This window comes from Sphingomonas pollutisoli, from assembly GCF_029167165.1.
Classification (GTDB): Bacteria; Pseudomonadota; Alphaproteobacteria; order Sphingomonadales; family Sphingomonadaceae; genus Sphingomonas; species Sphingomonas pollutisoli.
The window spans coordinates 92,741-112,585 of record NZ_JARFNJ010000012.1 but is presented as its reverse complement, the minus strand read 5'-3'; the positions used below and the strand labels follow the sequence as shown (position 1 = coordinate 112,585).

The window sequence follows — 19,845 nt, the reverse complement described above, 5'->3', positions numbered from 1 at the left end:
GTTGAATTTGTCTTCCTAAGACCGCTTGGCCTCCGACTTCCCGCTTGCCGCCGCGCCGCGCCGCCGCCCGGCCGGGGCCGGCGGCGCGGTCGTGCGCGGCGGTGTCGCGCGCCTCGCGTGCCAGCGCGCGCAGCAGCGTATCGACCGGCGGGAGCGCGCCACTGTCCGCCGCCGGGCGCGCCACCGGCTCGTCGGGCGCCGGCGCGTCCTCGGGCGCCGATGAGAGCGCCGCGATCGCCCACGGCGCATCGTCGCCGGGGAACAACGTGACGTCCTCGATCGGCATCACCGGCTCCTGCGTCAGCCAGGTCGGCTCGTCCGCCTCGCCGCAGCGGACGAACGGCGCGGCCGGATCGTCGAGCTGCGCCGCCGCCGCCTGCATCCCGCCCTGTTCGATCGCCACATCCGCCGCGCGCTGGCGCGCCGCGCAATCGGCGAGCGCCGCCGCGATCGCCGCCTGCGCTTCTTTGTCGAGCGCCACCCCGGCGAAATCCTCCAGCGCGCCCGCCGCATCCTCGGCGCGCTCGGCCCCGCCGCCGCGCGCATCGCCCGAGATCACCGTCCGCACCGTCGTCGTGGACGCCTGCGCGACCGCCGCCGCGCCGCCCGCCTCGCTGACCGCGCCCGCACCCGCCTCGGCGCGCGTGCTGAAATAGTTGACCGTGGTGCGCCGCCCCTGCGCATCCTGCCCGTAATGGCGCAGGCAGAACATCAGCAGCGCGTCATTGGTCTTGCGCCGATAGCCGGCGAGCTTGCCGCCCACGAACACCGGCACCAGATAGCCCTCGATCGCGCGCTCGAACGCGACGTCCTTGAGCCGCTGGACCCCGAAATCGAGCGCCGCCTCCCACGCCCGCCGGAACTCCTCCGCGCCCGGCGCACGCCTGAGCGTATAGCAATTCGCCTGCGCCATATTGACCATCCGCGCCGCCCGGCTGACCGATCCGGTATCGGCGAGCGCCTCGATGAACGCCTTCTGCCGCGCCGGCGTCCAGCCGTCATGCCGCTGCTTCTGGCGCGGCACGGGGGTGAAATCGGGCAGGGGTGGGCGGTCTTCGCGCGGCGTGGGAACGCGGTTTTGCATGGGCGTGGCTCCCGGGGGTGGTGATGCGGGAGTGGTAGGTATGTCAGGTGGGGGCGTGTAGGACAGGGGTTTGTGGGGATGGCGGCCTCTCGCTGCCTGTTGATCACAACGGACTCCGCCTTTGTGAGTGACATTCGGGTCAGTCCTTCATAAGGCGCGCAACCAGCGCGTTGCCGAACGATTCAGATTGTTCCACGATGCGCGGCTGCCAATGCGGCGGCCGAACCGGGTTCGAGGGGTATTGAGCCGTTGAGCATGAACGTGTCTCAGATTTCCGCGACGTCACGCCTTTTCTCGTCTGCGGTTTTCAAGGAGCTTGCCGTAAAAGGCTGGTCGGCGCTCTTTGCGCGTTTACTCGATCAGTCTGGTCTCACTCCGGCTCTATCATCAACGGTTGGCGAAGTTTTTGAAAAGGCGTTTGCGACGCTCCGCACCGTGGGAATGCGCGATGAGTACGTGTTCAAGGCTGCACTTACTCATAAGGTTTTGCTCGGCACGCACTCGCTGAAGACTGCTTCGATGTTGACGGAATTTCGTGCGGGAAACTGCAAAGCGGATATGGTGATCTTAAATGGCACGGCGACCGTATACGAAATCAAGTCCGAGCGTGATTCTCTTTCACGCCTAGAGAGACAGTTGGCAGCTTACAGGAAGGTTTTCACCAAGGCTTACGTTATCGCCGCTGAGGATCATGTTGAGGGCGTGAAGCGGTGCGCCCCGGAGGAGGTAGGCATATTATGCCTCACGCGGCGGTTTCAAATAAGAACCGTGCGGCCTGCGATAGAAGACCCAAGTCAGATTTGCCCCGAGACCTTGTTCGACAGTTTACGTGCCGGAGAAGCCGAGCAGGTTCTGACCCGGCTAGGAGCCGACTTGCCTCAGGTTCCGAATACGCAACTGTACGCTGCGCAAAAGGCGCTGTTCAGGCAATTTGATGCTGCGACATTGCATTTCGAAGCGGTTAGGGTTTTGAAAAGTTCTCGTAACCTTGCGCCGCTGGCATCTCTCGTGAATGATCTACCTCCGTCGCTTCATGCCGCAGCGCTGACCATCTCTATCCGGCAGAGAGATCACGCTACGCTTGTTGAGGCAGTCAACACTCCGGTTGGCCGGGCACTCGAATGGGCATAGGGGCGTATGTATCATCCTTTCTTTCGCGGGAAACAGTACGAGCTTCTTACGATCAGAGAAAATGCGCCGCTGCTGGCGCGATCGAATTTCATACCGATCATTGAACCAGTCAAAGAGGCCGTAGGCGGTTTAGATCGCGCGCTGTCCGCGGTACGGGACGCCGGCGGCCGCGCGATTGTGATTGTCAATCCTCATCATGGTGAGCACGGACCTGAGCGTCTCGGTATCTCCACCATGCTGCGAGAGCGCTTTTCCGGTGCTGGCATAATGCCAGCAATCCTTCTGAAGGAGGACACAACGGTTGATCAGGCCGTCCGGTGCTTTAACCGACACGCGCATGAGGACGTGGTATTTATTCACGGAGGCTTCACACAGGCGGCCGCGCTAACTGCCCGCTTGTCGCTAGATATGGCGTTGATCCGGCATGTTTTTGTCGATGGCAAAGCCCCAAGGCTCTATCGGCGACACTTCACTGGCCCCTTTCGTGTACTGGTACGTGATGGCTTCGAAAAAAGGAAAAACAGCGCGTACCCGGCTATAGAAGCGTTTTCCGACCTCCATGTGACGTATCCTGATGAGGGTATGACGGGATTTGGGGATTTTCTGACGGTCGGTGATGAATTTTCCGAGAGTGGCGGACCTGCGTATGCGGTCGTGATCCACCTGACGTTCATCAATTCGCTGGAGGACGACACGATGTTGATCCACCATTTTCTATCACATCGGCGGGATACGCCGACGGATCCCGCAGGTAAATTCCTTGAGGCGCTCGGCCTCCTCATGGAGGCTCTACGGCAGCCAGGATGTCCCATTTACGAAACTGGGGCAGTTATGGAGTTTCGGGACTTGCATATGCGGAACCACTTTCCCGGCCTTGGCTACGCTAAGAAACTTTCCATGCAGCACCACATTGAGACCCTCGCGCAGTATCTGCGGGCTTGATGTATGCTCTGCTGTCACAAATGTTTTGGTGATTACGGGCTAAAGCGCATAATTGAGTCTGAGAGCCAAAACCGAGGCGATTGCGACTACTGTGGTACCAGTGGCGTGCGCGTTGTCGCACCGAGCGCCCTATACGATGTATTTTTATCGGTCATAAATATATATCAAGCCGATCCGGCGGGCATTGATATGGTAAGCCTGCTGCGCCGTGATTGGGCTTTGTTCGAACACCCAAGCATGGATGATTTCCGAGCAAAGGATCTTTTAACCACGATCCTTGATGATGGCGATTTCGTACGACATTCGTACGTTCCATCGCCGCGCTTTAAAAGCGATCGCTTGCTTCGATGGGAGACATTGCGAACGGAATTGATGCATAGAAATCGTTTCTTTCCGGACACGGAACTCGACGAAGGCCGCTTAGGTGAATTGCTCGACCTACTAAGGGCAGACGCAGTGCCAACCGAGTGGTTTCGCGCGCGCATACAGGCGGGCGACGAGCCATTTCTTATCGACCAAATGGGTGCACCTCCAAATCGAGTGGCGTCGCACGGCCGCGCCAATCCTCCGGGTATTCCGTATCTGTACGTCGGCTCTGCACCGGAAACTGCTGTTGCCGAAGTTCGACCCCACACGGGGGAAATGGCAACCGTCGCAAAGTTCGTGATAGATTCAACGGCGTTGCGGCTTGTGGACTTGCGAGAGCCGAGGCGGCGGGTTTCGCCGTTTGCGCTTGGCGACGAAGATAAGATTGGCAGCCTGCGGAGCGACATCGCGTTTTTGGAACGGCTTGGCGAGGAGTTGACTAGGCCCGTTCTGCCACAAGGTGCTGCAATCGAATATGTCCCAAGCCAATATCTTTGTGAGTTTATCAAGAAGGCTGGCTGGGACGGTGTGATTTACCGGAGTTCCGTGAGCGAGGGCATGAACCTCGCGCTATTTGATCCGCAGACGGCCGATCCAATTAGCGTTTCAGGTTGGCATGTGGCCAAAGTTAAAGTGGAGGTAGCGCCCGTCGCAGTAACGGGGGGCGATCCGGCCGGTTCGTTACACGCTGGACCCAAGGGCCAGTCAGTTCGTGCAAAGCCCAGCCGTCCCATGTCGAAATTTCTGGCGGGTATTTTCGGTCGGCGCCCCCGGCCAGAGTAGGCGATCAGCCCTCCAATCGCCACGCGCGCCGCAGCCTCCACCACGTCGCGCGCCACACCAAACACCCGACGCGGCAAAGCCGCGCCGTCGGACGCCGCTGTGGCGGCGCCGGCCGGGCGGGCCGCGGGGTGCCGCGCCGGAGCTTGCGCTCCGGCTTGGCGCGGCCCGCTTACGCCGCCTTCGCGCGGCTCTGCCGCTTGCGCTCGTTCGGATCGAGGAAGCGCTTGCGCAGGCGGATGTTCTTCGGCGTCACCTCGACCATCTCGTCGTCGTCGATATAGGCGATCGCCTGTTCCAGCGTCATCTTCTTGGGCGGGGTCAGGCGGATCGCATCGTCCTTGCCGCCGCTCGCGCGGAAGTTGGTGAGCTGCTTGGCCTTCATCGGGTTGACTTCGAGATCGTCGGTCTTGGCGTTCTCGCCGATGATCATGCCCTCGTACAGCGCCTCGCCGTGGCCGACGAACAGGATGCCGCGGTCCTCGAGCGGCCCGAGCGCATAGCCCTGCGCCTCGCCCGCGCCGTTCGAGATCAGCACGCCGTTCTTGCGGCCCTCGATCGTGCCCTTGTGCGGGCCGTACTTCTCGAACAGCCGGTTCATGATGCCGGTGCCGCGCGTGTCCGACAGGAACTCGCCGTGATAGCCGATCATCCCGCGCGACGGCGCCGAGAAGGTGATGCGGGTCTTGCCGCCGCCCGAGGGCCGCATGTCGGTCATCTCGGCCTTGCGCAGGTTCATCTTCTCGACGACCGTGCCCGAATATTCCTCGTCCACGTCGATGATGACGACTTCATACGGCTCGGTCTTCTTGCCGTTCTCGTCCTCGCCGAACAGCACGCGCGGGCGGCTGATGCCGAGCTCGAAGCCCTCGCGGCGCATCGTCTCGATCAGCACGCCGAGCTGGAGCTCGCCGCGCCCGGCGACCTCGAAGCTGTCGCGGTCGGCGCTCTCGGTCACCTTGATCGCCACGTTGGTCTCGGCCTCGCGCTGGAGCCGGTCGCGGATCATGCGGCTGGTCACCTTGGTGCCCTCGCGCCCCGCCATCGGCGAATCGTTGACCGCGAAGCGCATCGACAGCGTCGGCGGGTCGATCGGCTGCGCGTGGAGCGCCTCGGTGACGGAGGTGTCGGCGATCGTGTCGGCAACCGTCGCGGTGGTCATGCCGGCGATCGAGATGATGTCGCCGGCCTTGGCCTCGTCGACCGGCACGCGCTCGAGCCCGCGGAAGCTCATCAGCTTGGAGGCGCGGCCGACCTCGACGACCTTGCCGTCGTTGTTGAGCGCGTGGATCGGCTGGTTGAGCTTGACCGTGCCCGAATTGACCCGGCCGGTGAGGATGCGGCCGAGGAAATTGTCGCGGTCGAGCAGCGTCACCAGGAAGGTGAACGGCGCATCGACATCGACCTTGGGGGGGGGCACGTGGCTGACGATCGTCTCGAACATCGGCGTCAGCGTGCCCTCGCGCACATCCGGGTCGGTCGAGGCATAGCCGTTGCGGCCCGAGGCGTAGAGCACCGGGAAGTCGAGCTGCTCGTCGGTCGCCTCGAGGCTCACGAACAGGTCGAACACCTCGTCGAGCACTTCCTGGATGCGCGCGTCGCTGCGATCGACCTTGTTGACGACAACGATCGGGCGGAGGCCGAGCGCGAGCGCCTTGCCGGTCACGAACTTGGTCTGCGGCATCGCGCCCTCGGCCGAGTCGACCAGCAGCACCACGCCATCGACCATGCTCAGGATGCGTTCGACCTCACCGCCGAAATCGGCGTGGCCGGGCGTGTCGACGATGTTGATGCGCGTCGCGTTGCCGGCGCCGTCGATCCACTCGATCGAGGTCGGCTTGGCGAGAATCGTGATCCCGCGCTCCTTCTCGAGATCGTTCGAATCCATCGCGCGCTCCTCGACGCGCTGGTTGTCGCGGAACGTGCCCGACTGACGGAAAAGCTGGTCGACCAGCGTGGTCTTGCCGTGATCGACGTGCGCGATGATGGCCACATTGCGGAGGCTCATGAAATACTGCCCGATGCTTTTGAGTGAAAAGATTTCCGGCGCCGATAGCCTAAATGGCGCGTGACGGAAAGGGGGCGTCAAAAACCCCAAAACAAAGCCGCCGCCCCCTTTCGGGAGCGGCGGCGATGGATGGCGGTTTCGCAGGCTTAGAAGCTGATGCGCGCGCCGATGCGGATGAAGTAGAGCGACGGCTTGATTTCCGCCACGCTCGTGTTCGGGTTCACTGCCGCGCTGTACTTGTACTTCGTGCAAGGCTGGTTCGGCGCGGTGTTCGGCGCGCCGTTCGGGCCGAGGCACTGCACCGAGACGACGTCCTCGATGAACGGGAACGCTGCCTGGCGGAACTGGCCCCAGCTACGGTTGAGCAGGTTGGGGAAGTTCTGGATATCGCCGAACAGTGTCAGCTTCGACTTGCCAACGAACAGCGGCAGGTCCTGCGACACGTGCAGATCCATCTGCGTGTAGGCGCGCGAGCGGACGCTGTTGCGCGGCGCGATCTTGCCGCGATACTTGGCGAGGCCGTTGCCGTTGATGATGCTGTCGAGCTGCGCCTTGGTCGCATCGCTGTCGTAGGTGACGATCGGATCATTGTCCTTCGGCACGTACAGCAGGAAGCGATCGTCGCGGCCGGTCACACCGAAGACCGTGCTACGCGTTTCGGTGCCGACGTCGGTCATCGTGATGCTGTACGGACGGCCGGCGTTGGTCGAACCGAACAACTGGAACGTTGTCTGGTTGTCACCGAAGAAGGCATGGTGGAAGCCGACACCATATTTGAACGACCAACGCTGCTGATCGTTGCTGATGCCATAGGCGGCACCGCTGCCGTCCAGGAACGCGCCGTTGACGTAGTTCGAGTTGGCCGTCGAGGAGGTCGCCGGGGTCTGGTCGGTCACGTCCTGCAACGTGTACGACACGTCGAGGTCGAGGCCGAAGTCGAACGTCTTCGATGCGCGGACCACGCCGATATAGGTGCGGCCCTTGCCGGTGCGGTTCAGCACGATGTCGGTGTTGGTGTTGGTGCCGACGAGCGGGCCGTAGCGGGTGCGGCCGTCCGGCAGCGTGCCGATCGGGATCGAGCGGAGGTCGGTGAAGTACACCTGATCCTTGACCTTGCTCCAGTAGAAGTCGGCGCCGAAGTCCCAGCCGCCGCCGAGCAGGTTGCTCGGCGTCCAGTCCGCCGACAACGTGCCCTTGTACACCGATGGGATGCGGAAGTTCTTGCCGAGCGCGTTGATGTTGGCGAGCGAATTCGCGCCGGTGTTGGGGATCAGCGCCTGGAGCTGGGCCGGGATGTTGGCTCCGCCCGGATTGCGGAGGATCGCGCTGGCGATCGCCGGATCGATCGGCGCGCCGTTCAGCGTGTAGGTGTTCGCGCCGGTGCGATTGATCGTCAGGCTGTTGATGCCGACGCCGCCCGCGCCCGCGCCCGCATTCGAGTAGCTGTTCGACAGATAGACGTCGGGCGAGCCGCCGCTGAAGATGCCGAAGCCGCCGCGCAGCGCGATGTCCGAAACCGGCTTGTAGTTGAAGCTGATGCGCGGCTGGAGCACGCTGAGGCCCGAATAGTTGAGCGTGTTGGGGAAGCCGTAACGCTCCGTGAAGCCCGGGTTCAGCGGCACGGGCGAGTGCGAACCGTACAGGTCGAAGCGCACGCCGGCCGTGACGGTCAACTTGTCGTTGATACGCCAGGCGTCCTGCAGGCCGAACTGATACTGCTGATAGTTGAAGCTCGCCGCCGCATCGTTCGGGTTGCCGGTCGCTGCGTTCTGGTAGGTAACCGAGCTGGCATTGCGGGCCTGGAGATCGGCGACCGAGTCATAATACCAGTTGCCGCGCGTGTTCTGCAGGAACAGGTTGAAGATCTTGACCTGGTCATACTGTGCGAACAGCTTGATGTCGTGATTGCCAGCATTGTAGCGGATCAGGAACGAACCCGAATACGTATCGGTGTTGAACACGTTCGATTGCCGCGAGATGTCCGGACCGAAGGTCACCACCGGATTGCCGGTGCCGCACGCGATGAACGAATTGCCCGCCGCGCCCGTCGTGATGCTGTTGGGCGAGGTGCAGACCCGGTTCTGGCCGAAGCTGTTGCCGCCGAGCGAAATCTGACCGCGGTCATAGCTCTTGTAGAGGAAGCGTGCCTCGGTGGAGAGGTGATCGGTCCAGTCTGAGTTCAACTGGACGATGCCCGCGCGAAGCAGTTCGGTCGCCTTATAGGCGTCCGACGACAGGCCAAGCTGAGGACCGGAGTTGGAGGTGCTCGAGTTCTGGAGGAAGTTCGTCTCGTCGTAAGCGTTGATATAGCTCAGCGACAGTTTTTGACGATCGGAGATGTTCCAGGTGATCTTGCCGACGATCTTCTCGTCCTTGTCGGACGAGTTGGTCAGCACGCCGCCGACGTTGTAGTCGGGAAACGCGCTCTTGGCGGCGCTGGTGACACTGTCGATCAGCGACTGCGTCAGATTCGGCACCTGGCCCGGCGCGGGCGATAGCGGGTTGCCTTCGGTATTGCGCTCACCCGAGACCATGAAGAACAATTTGTCCTTGATGATCGGGCCGGACAGCGTCGCGCCATAGGTCTTGCTGTCGAAGTTGAGCTTCGCACCGCCGAGTCGGCGCGCATCGCCGGTCAGCCCATCGCTGTTGTAGCTGAAGAAGCCGGTGCCGTGGAACTTGTTGGTGCCGCTCTTCAGGATCGCGTCCATCGCACCGCCCTGGAAACCGCCCTGGCGGACGTCATACGGCGCGACCGAGGTCGAGAACTGGCCGATCGCGTCGAGCGGCACCGGACCACGGCGGGTCGGGTTCGCGTCCGAGTTGAGGCCGAAATTGTCGCTGACGGTCACGCCGTCGATCGAGAACTTGTTGTAGCGCGGGTTGACGCCGGCGAACGAGATCGACTTGCCGCCGCCCGAACCCGAGGTGTCCTCGAAGCGCGCGAAAGGATCGCGGCGGGCCAGATCGCGGATGTCGCGGTTGACCGAGGCGACACGCGCGATGTCGGTCGCCGTCAGGATCGTCTGCGGACCATCCGAGCGTACGCCTGCGCCCTGCACCCGATCGGCGGTGACGACGATATCCGTGCCGCCGGTCTGCTCGGCGAGATCAACCGGAAGGTCGTACGGCTGGCCGACGACGGTGTAGATGTCGGTGATCGTCGAATTGCCCTGCGCGCTGGTGACGGTCACCGTGTAAGGGCCGCCGCCTTGCAGGCCGGCGAAGTTGAACGCACCCGAACGGTCGGTGGTCGCGGTCGAGCGCGCGCCGGTCGCGGTGTTTTCGATGACGACAGCGGCGCCGGCGACCGGGGCGCCTTGGGCGACGACGTTGCCGCGCACGATCGCGGTCGTTTCCTGGGCGCTGGCCGCAGCCGGCATCACCAGCGCGGCGATCGCCGCGCCCAAAAGCAGTTGATTACGCATGTTCGTACCCCCAATTATAGCAGTCGCGGTGTCGCGAGCGCGCGTTGTGTCCACGCGGTCCCCCGGCCCCCTGCGGCCGGAATATTTAAGTAAAATGACAAATGGGTCACGCGCCAGCCCCCGCGCGCAGCTAGTTCCGGCGCGTTGCATAAAAGCATCATCGGGTCCGGAACGGACCCTCGCCGTCAGGCGGTGCCCGCCACCAGCGCCGCCCAGCCAGCCTCGTCGATCACCTCGACACCCAGGTCCGCCGCCTTCTTGAGCTTGGACCCCGCGCCCGGCCCGGCAACAACAAGGTCCGTTTTGGCGGAGACCGAGCCCGACACGCGCGCGCCGAGCGACTCGGCCTGCGCCTTGGCCTCGTCACGGCTCATCGTCTCGAGCGTGCCGGTAAAGACGATCGTCTTGCCCGTGACCGGGGACTCGCGCGTGTCCTGTGCGAACGCGGGCGGCGTCACCTCGCTCAGCAGGTCGCTCCACACCGCGCGGTTGTGCGGTTCGTGGAAGAAATCGGCGAGCGCGTTGCCGACGGCGGCGCCGACATTCTCGACACCGATATGCTCGGCGACCGCCTTGTCGACGCGGTTGCGGAACTTCCGCGCATCCTCGCCCAGCGCCGGGGTCATGCCGTCGCGCACCGCGATCACCGCGTCGGCCAGCGCCTGGATCGCGGGCAGCGTGGTGTAACGCCGCAGCAGGTCGCGCGCGGTGACGACGCCGATGTGGCGGATGCCCAGCCCGAACAGCAGCCGCACCGGATCGGGCGTGCGCTTGGCTTCGATCGCGTCGAGCAAATTCTCGACCGATTTGTCCTTCCACCCCTCGCGCCCGAGCAGGTCGTCGCGGTGCTCGGCGAGCCGGAAGATGTCGGCGGGTTCGGTGATCCAGCCGAGCGCGATGAATTCCTCGATCGTCTTCTCGCCGAGCCCCTCGATGTCGAGCGCGCCGCGCGAGACGAAATGCTTGAGCCGTTCGAGCCGCTGCGCCGGGCAGATCAGCCCGCCCGTGCAGCGGATGTCGATCTCTTCGTCCTCGCGCACCGCTTCGGAGCCGCAGATCGGGCAATGCGTCGGGAACGGCCACGCCCCGCGTGACTCGTCGCGCGAGAGGTTCTCGACGATCTGCGGGATGACGTCGCCGGCGCGCTGCAACACCACGCGGTCGCCCGGCCACACGTTGAGCCGCGCGATCTCGTCGGCATTGTGCAGCGTCGCGTTGGTGACGACGACGCCGCCGACCGTGACCGGCGTGAGCCGCGCGACCGGCGTGAGCTTGCCGGTGCGCCCGACCTGGATGTCGATCCGCTCGAGCGTGGTCTGCGCCTGCTGCGCGGGGAATTTGTGCGCCAGCCCCCAGCGCGGTGCGCGCCCGACGAAGCCGAGCCGCTGCTGCCAGTCGAGCCGATCGACCTTATAGACCACGCCGTCGATGTCGAACGACAGATCGGCGCGCTCGGCCTCGATCGCCTTGTAGGTGGCGAGCGCCTCCTCCAGCGTCCCGCCCGGCCGGAACGCGGCGGCGACCGGGAAACCCCAGGCGCGGATCACCGCGATCACCGCGCTCTGCGTGTCGCCGGGCAGGTCGGAGGTCTCGCCCCAGCCCCAGGCGAAGAATTTGAGCGGGCGCTCGCGCGTGACCGCGGCGTCCTTCTGGCGCAGCGATCCGGCGGCGGCGTTGCGCGGGTTGGCGAACTGCCGTGCCTCCTTGCCGCTCGCGTCCGCCTCGGCGAGCAGCCGCGCGTTCAAGGCGGCGAAATCGTCCTTGGCCATATAGACTTCGCCGCGCACCTCGAACACGTCGGGCGCGGCGTCGGGCAGGCGCTCGGGGATATCGGCGATGGTGCGGACGTTGGCGGTGACATCCTCGCCGATCTGCCCGTCGCCGCGCGTCAGCGCGCGGACGAGGCGGCGCTGTTCGTAGCGGATCGAGCAGGACAGGCCATCGATCTTGGGTTCGGCGGTGAGCGCGACGGGTTCATCGTCGGCGAGCTTGAGATAGCGCCGCACGCGCCCGAGGAAATCGGCCACCTCGTCGTCGCTGAAGGCATTGTCGAGGCTGAACATCGGCCGCGCATGCGCGACCTTGGCGAGATGCCCCGCCGGCGCGGCGCCGATCTGAACGGAGGGCGAATCGGCGCGGACGAGGTGCGGGAAGGCCGCCTCGATCGCGGCGTTGCGGCGCACCAGCGCGTCATAGTCTGCGTCCGATATCTCGGGCGCGTCCTCGGTGTGGTAGCGGCGGTTGTGGTATGCGATCTCGGCGGCGAGCGTCGCGAGCTCCGCGGCGGCGTCGGCTTCGGTCTCGGGGAGCGGTGTCGGCATCGCGACGGGCTAGACGAGAGCGGGGCGGGGGATCAAGCGCGACATTGGCCCGGTCCGGGGGCGGTCCGGGGCGCGTCGTCCGGGCGCGACGCTGGGCCGCGCCCGGCGCGGCGAACGGTTCAGGCGCCGGCCAGGCCGCCGGTAAGCTTGGCTTCCTCGTTGACCGAGCGGCGCTGCTCGGTCTTTTCGGCGCGGATCGCCATTTCGTCCCACGCCTTGGCGGCGCGCAGCCAGCGGTCACGGACATTGTCGAGCGTCGCCGAGGCGGCGTCGGCATGCGCCTGGCGCGCGCGGTCCTGATAGAAAAGAACGGTGGTGCTCATCGCGTGTCTCCGCAAGGAAGGGGAGGGCGGGCGGCGCGCGGAGGAGTCCGCACGCCGCCCGGTCCGGTTACGCGGCGCTCAGATTGACCGCGGAGGTCTTGCCGCGACGGTCCTGCTCCAGTTCGTAAGTCACGCGCTGCTCGCGATCGAGCGTGCGCATGCCGGCGGCTTCCACCGCGCTGATGTGGACGAAGGCGTCGTTGCCGCCGTCTTCCGGCGCGATGAAGCCATAGCCCTTGTCGGCGTTGAAGAATTTCACGGTGCCAGTCGGCATGGGTATTTCCTTAAGCGTAACGGCACCGGGCGTTGGCGCGGTGCCGGGTGGGGCCGAGATCGGAGACGAAGACACCGTCCGGCCCCGGCCGGCGTCCACGAGGGGCTGCGCTCAGCCGGCGGCCGAACGCACTGGCACGGCGGCTGCCGATCGGCAGCCGTGTGACGTCGAGCGATGTGAAGGGAGAGCCAAAGCACACGTCCGTCGCCAACAAGCGGGAGCGCGGAGGTCTCTCAGTCGGGCGATGCTTGAGGGCCAGGTCGCCGGATGCACATGGTGTAGCACGGCGCGCGCGGCGTGTCGCCCCCTAATCCGGACTCGCTTCCGTGCCGCGGCAACACCACCGCCCGTTCGCGCTGAGCGCGTGCCCCAGGTGGCGTCGTCCGTGGCACGTCCTTCGACTGCGCTCAGGACGAACGGCGGGAAGGGGGGGCGGCCCGCTCCACATCCGTTCGCGCTGAGCGTAGTCGAGACACGCGCGCGCCGAGCTGCCCCTTGACTTCGCTCGGAATGAACGGGCGAGGAGATGCGTAAGCGGCTCGGGCGGTTGCTCAACCCGTTCGTGCTGAGCGCAGTCGAAGCACGTGCGCACGGCACCACGCTTGGGATTGCCCGCTCATGCCGTCTCCAGCAGCCGCTCCGCCTGCGCGCGCGCCTCGGGGGTGATCGTCGCGCCCGACAGCATGCGCGCGATCTCCTCGCGCCGCTCGCCCGCGTCGAGCTGGCGGACGCCGGTGCGCGTGACCAGCCCGTCGTGACTCTTGGCGATCAGCAGATGCTGGCGCCCGCGCGCCGCCACCTGCGGGCTGTGCGTCACCACCAGCAACTGCGTGCGCCGCGCCAGCCGCGCCAGCCGCTCGCCGATCGCGCTGGCGACCGCGCCGCCGACGCCCCGGTCGATCTCGTCGAATACCATCGTCGCCGCGCCGCCCTCCTCGGCGAGTGCGACCTTGAGCGCGAGGATGAAGCGCGAGAGTTCGCCGCCCGAGGCGATCTTGACGAGCGGCGCGAACGGCGCGCCCGGATTGGTCGAAATCTCGAATTCGACGCGGTCCTTGCCGCTCGGCCCCCATTGCGCGGGCGAGAGCGGCGCGACGACGGTCCGGAAGCGCGCCGAATCGAGTTTGAGCGGCGCGAGCTCCGCCTTCACCGCCGCATCGAGCCGCGCGGCGGCAGCGGCGCGCGCGTCCGTCAGCGCGGCGGCGGCGGCGTCGTAGGCGGCGGCGGTCTGCGCGAGCGTGCGCTCCAGCGCCGCCAGCCCCGCGCCGCCGCTCTCGATCAGATCGAGCCGCGCGCCCAGTTCGTCGGTCAGCTCGGCGAGCGCGTCGGGCTGGACCCGGTGCTTGCGCGCCAGCGCGCGCAGGTCGAACAGCCGCGATTCGTCGGCCTCCAGTTGCGCAGGATCGAACGCCAGCGCGCGCGCGGCTGTGTCGACGCCGTCCTGCGCGGTCCCCGCCTCGATGATCGCGCGGTCGATCGCCTCCAGCGCCTCGGCGAGCGCTTCGTGATCCTCGGACACGCGCTCCAGGATGCGCGCCGCCTGCCGCAACCGCGACAGCCCGCCGTCGGACCCTTCGAGCAGATCCGCCACCGCCTGCAAGTCGCCCGCGATCTTCTCGCCGCGCTGCATCCCCGCGCGCCGTGTCGCCAGTTCCGCCTCCTCGCCCGGTTCGGGGGCGAAGCCGCGCAGCTCGGCGACGGCATGTTCGAGCCATTCGCGGTCACGCTCCTGCGTGTCGAGATCGGCGCGCGCCGCCGCCAGCGCGTCCTCGGCCTCGCGCCAGGCGCGGTGCGCGCGCGCGGCCGCGCCCGTGTCGATCCGCGCGAAGCTGTCGAGCAGCGCGCGGTGCCCGCTCGCCGCGAGCAGCCCGCGATCGTCATGCTGGCCGTGGATCTCGACGAGGTGCGCGCCAAGCTCGCGCAGCAGCGCGGCGGGTGCCGCCGATCCGTTCACTAGCGCCCGGCTGCCGCCATCGGCCTTGACGATGCGGCGCACGATCAGCGGCTCGCCGGGTTCGAGATCGAAGCCGTTCTCGGCGAGCAGCGCAGCGATCGGCCCATCGCCCTGCGGCGTGTCGAACACGGCGGTGACGACCGCCTGCGCCGCGCCCTGCCGCACCAGCCCCGAATCGCCGCGCGCGCCGAGCGCCAGCCCGAGCGAATCGAGCAGGATCGACTTGCCCGCCCCGGTCTCGCCGGTGAGCACGCCCAGTCCCTCGTGAAAATCGAGGTCGAGCGCCTCGATCAGCACCACGTCGCGAATCGAAAGCGAGGTCAGCATCGCGCGGTCCCCGGCTCGGCCTGCCGCTCGATCAGGCGCCCTTCGCAGGCGCCGGCTTGACCGGATGATCGTGCATCAGCTTGTAGGCGTGGCTGTACCAGATCGTGCCGGGATAATTGGCGCCGAGCACGGCGGCGGCCTTCTCCGCTTCCTCGCGCACGCCGAGCGCCAGATAGCATTCGGTCAGCCGCATCAGCGCCTCGGGCGTATGCGTCGTGGTCTGATATTCGTCGATCACGGTGCGGAAGCGCATCGAGGCCGCCAGCCACTGCCCGCGCCGCTCGTAGAACCGGCCGACCTCCATCTCCTTGCCGCCGAGGTGATCGCGCACCAGATCGACCTTCAGCCGCGCGTCGAGCGCATATTTGCTGTTGGGATAGCGCCGCATCAGCTCGCCCAGCGCGTCGAGCGCCTGCTGGGTGATCTTCTGGTCGCGCGTCACGTCGCTGATCTGCTCGTAATAGCCGAGCGCGATCAGATAATAGGCATAAGGCGCGTCGCGGTTGCCGGGGTGGACCGACAGGAAGCGCTGCGCCGCCTGGATCGAACTGGTGTAATCATGCGCGAGATAATAGCTGAACGCGCTCATCAACTGCGCGCGCCGCGCCCAGATCGAATAGGGATGCTGGCGCTCGACCTCGTCGAACAGCGCCGCCGCGATCTTGTACTGCCCCATGTCGAGCCGCTTGCGCGCCGCCGTGTACAGCGTGCCGACATCGCGCGCGACATAGGGAATATCGGCCTTCGCCTTGCCGCGCGACGCGCAGCCGGCGACAGGAAGCGCCGAGGCGGCGATGAGCGCGAGCGCGATCGAGCGAGACATTGGGATACGCATCGCGAGCACCCTTAGCCGAACGCCCGAGCCACGAACAATCCCCTTCGAAAAAAGCCGTACCGCCGCCGCTTTTCGGCCACGGATTGTGCTTGCTCGCCAAGGATCGGATGACAGTCCCGGTGCGTTCGGGTTAGATCGTTTCGCAACTGCAGCGGAGATTCGAATGACGGCCACTCTTCTGGCGACCAAGCGCGTGGAAAAGCCCTGGGGTCGGCATGATCTGTGGCCCGGTTTCCCCGATCCGGCGGCGGACACGCCTCCGATCGGCGAAGTGTGGTTCCAGACCCCGCACGCCGGCGAACCCGAACTGCTCATCAAATATTTGTTCACCAGCGATCGCCTGTCGGTGCAGGTCCATCCCGACGATGCCGCGGCCCGCGCCGCCGGCTATCCGCGCGGCAAGGACGAGGCGTGGCTGATCCTCGCCGCCGAACCGACCTCGACGATCGCGATCGGCACGCTCGCGCCGATGACGAAGGACGAGCTTCGCGCCGCCTCGCTCGACGGGTCGATCGAGCACAAGCTCGATTGGAAGCCGGTCAAGGCCGGGGATTTCTATTATTCGCCCGCCGGCACCGTCCACGCGATCGGCGCCGGGCTGACCGTGATCGAGATCCAGCAGAACGTCGATCTCACCTATCGCCTGTATGACTACGGCAGCGACCGCGAACTCCACCTCGACGCGGGCGTCGCCGCCTCCGATCCCAAGCCGTTCGTCCCGCTGCCGACCCCGGCCCCCGACGGCCGCGACCACGTCGTCCTGGCGGAAGGCCCCAAGTTCGTGATCGAGCGCTTCGCCGGCGGCGCCCGCGACATCACGCTGCCCGACGGCGTGACCGGCTGGTTCGTCCCCGTCACCGGCGCGGGCGTGGTCGACGGCGTCGCCTGGAAGGCCGGCGAATGCCTGACGCTGACCGGCACCTGCCACATCGACGCGGCAGCGGGCAGCGACGTGCTGTTCGCCTATCCGGGTGACACGCGAATCTGAAGGGTCGGGCGGGGCGGGGGCATACCCGCGCCGTTCGCCCTGAGCGCAGTCGAAGGGCGTATCCGAAGCGGAGCGCTCGCGGCACGTGCTTCGACTGCGCTCTGCACGAACGGAGTGGTGTGCGCGTACCCGTCCACCACCCGACCTGATGGAGCCGGTCGGGCATCCCCAACCCGTTCACCCTGAGCGAAGTCGAAGGGCGTATCCGGGGCGGAGCGCCCGCGGCACGTGCTTCGACGTCGCTCAGCACGAACGGAGTGGTGTGTGCGTACGCGTCCACCACCCCCGACCTCATGGAGCCGGTCGGCCACCCCCACCCGTTCGCCCTGAGCGAAGTCGAAGGGCGTGCCCCAGCCGCGACGCTCCGGACACGCGCTTCGACCGCACTCAGCACGAACGGGGATGGAACGCAGCGTCCCCTTAACCTTCGCGCGCTAAGTTCGGCGTCATGCTCCGCGTGCTGACCCTCGCCACCCTGTTCCCGCACGCCGCCGCGCCCAATCTCGGCGTGTTCGTCGAGCGGCAAACGCTCGGCCTCGCCGCGCATCCGCATGTCGATTTGCGCGTGGTCGCGCCGAGCGGGCTGCCGCCCTGGCCGCTGTCGCGCCATCGTCACTACGCTCCGCTCGCCGATCTGCCGCCGCGCGAGACGTGGAAAGGGCTCGACGTGCGGCGGCCGCGCTTCCGGACGGTGCCGGGGACGGCCGGGCGCTTCCATGTGCCCGCGCTGCTCCGCACGCTCGCGCCGTTGCTCGCGGAGGTTCGCCGCGACTTCGCGTTCGACGTGATCGACGCCGAGTTCTTCTTCCCCGACGGCCCCGTCGCGGTCGCGCTCGGCAAGGCGCTGGGCGTGCCGGTGTCGATCAAGGCGCGCGGCGCCGACATTCACCATTGGGGCACCGCGCCCGCCACGGCACGCCAGGTGATCGCCGCCGGGCAGCAGGCCGATGGATTGCTCGCCGTCTCACGGGCGATGCGCGCCGACATGGCCGCGCTCGGCATGCCGCCGGAGCGAATCCGCGTCCACCACACCGGCGTCGATCTCGAGCTTTTCGCGCCGCGCGCGCGTGACGCGGCAAAGGCGGCGCTGGGGGTGCGCGGGCCGCTGGTCGTCTCGGTCGGCGCGCTGATCGCGCGCAAGGGGCATGAGGTGGTGATCGACGCGGTCGCCGCGCTGCCCGGCGTGTCGCTGCTGATCGCCGGAGCGGGCGAGGCGCGGGGGGCGATCGAGGCCAAGATCGCCGCGCACGGCATCGGTGAGCGCGTGCGGCTGCTCGGCGCGCTGCCGCATGGCGATCTGCCGGGGCTGATCGCCGCCGCCGATGTGATGGCGCTCGCCTCGTCGTCGGAGGGGCTGGCGAACGCCTGGGTCGAGGCGCTCGCCTGCGGCACGCCGATCGTCATCACCGATGCCGGCGGCGCGCGCGAAGTGGTGACCGATCCCGCCTATGGCCGCGTCGTCGCGCGCGAGGCGGATGCGTTCGCGGCTGCGATCGGTGACGTGCTGGCCACACCGCCGGCGCAGGATGCCGTGCGCAGCGGCGCGGAGCGGTTCACCTGGGGCGCGAACACCGAGGCGCTGTACGCGCATCTCAGCGGACTCGTTGCCGGCTGACCATGTCCGTTCGTGCTGAGCGTGTCGAAGCACGTGCTCCAGACGCGCCCTTCGACACGCTCAGCGCGAACGGTACTCAGGCGCGGTAGCGCCAATCAGCTCAAGGGATATAGCGCCGCCGCGATCCACCGGCCCTCGCCGCGCAGCACTGCCCAGGCGCGCGCGGCGGCGCGGCTGTCCATCGCCTCGATGCCGAATCCCAAAGCCTCCACCGCGCGGGTGAACGCGACCGGCGGGCGCACCAAGGTCGCACCGGTGCCGAGCAGCAGGAACTCCGGCCTGGGGGCGAGCGCCAGCAGCGGCGCCACCGCGTCCACGCTCAGCGCGTCGAGCGCGGGCGGCTCCCAGCCATCGGCGCGCTCGGGGGTGAGCAGCAGCGCGCGGTACACGCCGTCGTCGACCTTGAAGCCGCCGAGCGAGAAGGCCGAGATGATCGGCCGGTCGGTCCTTTGCTCTTTCTCCATCCGCATGGCGGATCAGCGCTTCTTGGTCGGGATGCCCTCGCTCGGCACCGCCTTGCCGGTCGGCGCATCGCCCTTGGTCGGATCGGGGCGCAGGCCGAGCGTGATGAGCAGCGACGACGACACGTAGATCGACGAATAGGTGCCGACCACGATGCCGAGGATCATCGCCGCGGTGAAGCCTTGCAGCACATGCCCGCCGAAGATCAGCAGCGCGACCAGCGCGAGCAGGATCGTCAGCGAGGTCATCACGGTTCTCGGCAGCGTCTCGTTGACCGACAGGTCGACGATCTGGGGCATGTCCATCTTGCGATAGCGGCGCATGTTCTCGCGGATGCGGTCGTCGATGACGATCTTGTCGTTGATCGAATAGCCGATGATGGTCAGCACCGCGGCGACGATGTTGAGGTCGAACTCCAACTGAGTCAGCGCGAAGAAGCCGAGCGTCATCAGCACGTCGTGGACGATAGCGACCACGGTCGAGACGCCGAACTGCCATTCGAAGCGGAAGATCGCGAACAGGCCGATGCCGAACACCGCGAGCACCACCGCGAGCGCGCCCTTCCAGATCAGCTCGCCCGAGACCTTGCCCGAAACCGCGTCCTGCTTGGAGAATTTGGCGTCGGGGAATTTGGCGTTGATCGCCGCCTGGACCTTCTGGACGACCGCGTCGGTCGCGCCCTTATCCGTGCTCTTGGGCGGGGGCAGGCGGATCGACACGGTCTTGGGATCGCCGAACTGCTGGAGCCGGACTTCGCCCAAACCGAGATTGTCGATCGTCGAGCGCAGCGTGTCGAGGTGCGGCGGCTGCGCGAACTTCTCCTCGATCATCAAGCCGCCGACGAAATCGACGCCGAGATTGAGCCCGCGCGCCACCGTCAGCCCGATCGCGGCGATCGACAGCAGCATGGTGAGCCCGAACGCCCACGCGCGCAGCGAGACGAACGGCAGGTTGGTGTTGTCGGGAACGAGTTTCAGCAGGCGCATGTTACACCGTCACCCCAGCGA

15 protein-coding genes are annotated in these 19,845 nt (G+C 66.6%); 5 read left to right on the top strand and 10 right to left on the bottom strand.

Annotation, left to right across the window (positions count from 1 at the left end; genetic code table 11):
* Nucleotides 1-1,084 (bottom strand): hypothetical protein (locus tag PX554_RS21495; RefSeq protein ID WP_275504521.1); only part of this gene is annotated, 1,084 nt, incomplete at its 3' end.
* Between the two features lie 255 nt (nt 1,085-1,339).
* On the opposite strand from PX554_RS21495, the gene PX554_RS21490 reads away from it, so the two are divergent.
* From PX554_RS21490 to PX554_RS21480, 3 genes are all read left to right on the top strand, one after another.
* Nucleotides 1,340-2,215, top strand: coding sequence for a sce7726 family protein (locus tag PX554_RS21490; RefSeq protein WP_275504520.1), 876 nt, complete (start codon nt 1,340-1,342; stop codon nt 2,213-2,215).
* A 6-nt stretch (nt 2,216-2,221) separates the two neighbouring features.
* Nucleotides 2,222-3,157 (top strand): sce7725 family protein, encoded by a 936-nt coding sequence (locus PX554_RS21485; RefSeq protein WP_275504519.1) that lies wholly within the window; start codon nt 2,222-2,224, stop codon nt 3,155-3,157.
* Nucleotides 3,158-3,346: 189 nt separating this feature from the next.
* Nucleotides 3,347-4,306, top strand: coding sequence for an RES family NAD+ phosphorylase (locus tag PX554_RS21480; protein ID WP_275504518.1), 960 nt, complete (start codon nt 3,347-3,349; stop codon nt 4,304-4,306).
* 169 nt (nt 4,307-4,475) lie between these two features.
* On the opposite strand, the gene typA is transcribed toward PX554_RS21480, so the two are convergent.
* The 7 genes from typA to PX554_RS21445 all read right to left on the bottom strand — a co-directional run bounded on the left by typA (nt 4,476) and on the right by PX554_RS21445 (nt 15,773).
* The gene (typA, locus tag PX554_RS21475; RefSeq protein ID WP_275504517.1) at nt 4,476-6,311 is read right to left on the bottom strand and encodes a translational GTPase TypA; all 1,836 of its coding nucleotides are present in this window, start codon (nt 6,309-6,311) and stop codon (nt 4,476-4,478) included.
* 146 nt (nt 6,312-6,457) lie between these two features.
* On the bottom strand, nt 6,458-9,739 hold the full coding sequence (locus tag PX554_RS21470; RefSeq protein WP_275504516.1) for a TonB-dependent receptor: 3,282 nt from the start codon (nt 9,737-9,739) through the stop codon (nt 6,458-6,460).
* Nucleotides 9,740-9,924: 185 nt separating this feature from the next.
* Complete coding sequence (ligA, locus tag PX554_RS21465) at nt 9,925-12,060, bottom strand: NAD-dependent DNA ligase LigA (RefSeq protein ID WP_275504515.1); 2,136 nt, start codon at nt 12,058-12,060, stop codon at nt 9,925-9,927.
* 119 nt (nt 12,061-12,179) lie between these two features.
* The gene (locus tag PX554_RS21460; protein WP_093226155.1) at nt 12,180-12,383 is read right to left on the bottom strand and encodes a hypothetical protein; all 204 of its coding nucleotides are present in this window, start codon (nt 12,381-12,383) and stop codon (nt 12,180-12,182) included.
* 67 nt (nt 12,384-12,450) lie between these two features.
* Nucleotides 12,451-12,657 (bottom strand): cold-shock protein, encoded by a 207-nt coding sequence (locus tag PX554_RS21455; RefSeq protein ID WP_275504514.1) that lies wholly within the window; start codon nt 12,655-12,657, stop codon nt 12,451-12,453.
* Nucleotides 12,658-13,273: 616 nt separating this feature from the next.
* Nucleotides 13,274-14,938: a DNA repair protein RecN gene (gene recN / locus PX554_RS21450; RefSeq protein WP_275504513.1), complete on the bottom strand. Its 1,665-nt coding sequence runs from the start codon at nt 14,936-14,938 to the stop codon at nt 13,274-13,276.
* A 31-nt stretch (nt 14,939-14,969) separates the two neighbouring features.
* The gene (locus tag PX554_RS21445) at nt 14,970-15,773 is read right to left on the bottom strand and encodes an outer membrane protein assembly factor BamD (RefSeq protein WP_093226195.1); all 804 of its coding nucleotides are present in this window, start codon (nt 15,771-15,773) and stop codon (nt 14,970-14,972) included.
* 163 nt (nt 15,774-15,936) lie between these two features.
* Here PX554_RS21445 and PX554_RS21440 point away from each other — a divergent pair, with 163 nt between their 5' ends.
* Both PX554_RS21440 and PX554_RS21435 read left to right on the top strand, forming a co-directional pair.
* Complete coding sequence (locus PX554_RS21440; protein ID WP_275504512.1) at nt 15,937-16,761, top strand: class I mannose-6-phosphate isomerase; 825 nt, start codon at nt 15,937-15,939, stop codon at nt 16,759-16,761.
* Nucleotides 16,762-17,209: 448 nt separating this feature from the next.
* The gene (locus PX554_RS21435; RefSeq protein ID WP_275504511.1) at nt 17,210-18,376 is read left to right on the top strand and encodes a glycosyltransferase; all 1,167 of its coding nucleotides are present in this window, start codon (nt 17,210-17,212) and stop codon (nt 18,374-18,376) included.
* Nucleotides 18,377-18,471: 95 nt separating this feature from the next.
* Here PX554_RS21435 and PX554_RS21430 read toward each other — a convergent pair whose 3' ends face one another.
* Both PX554_RS21430 and secF read right to left on the bottom strand, forming a co-directional pair.
* Nucleotides 18,472-18,846: an Mth938-like domain-containing protein gene (locus PX554_RS21430; protein ID WP_275504510.1), complete on the bottom strand. Its 375-nt coding sequence runs from the start codon at nt 18,844-18,846 to the stop codon at nt 18,472-18,474.
* 6 nt (nt 18,847-18,852) lie between these two features.
* Nucleotides 18,853-19,824 carry a protein translocase subunit SecF gene (gene secF, locus PX554_RS21425; protein ID WP_275504509.1) on the bottom strand — a complete coding sequence of 324 codons (972 nt, stop codon included), beginning with the start codon at nt 19,822-19,824 and terminating at the stop codon, nt 18,853-18,855.
* Between the last annotated feature and the right edge of the window lie 21 nt (nt 19,825-19,845).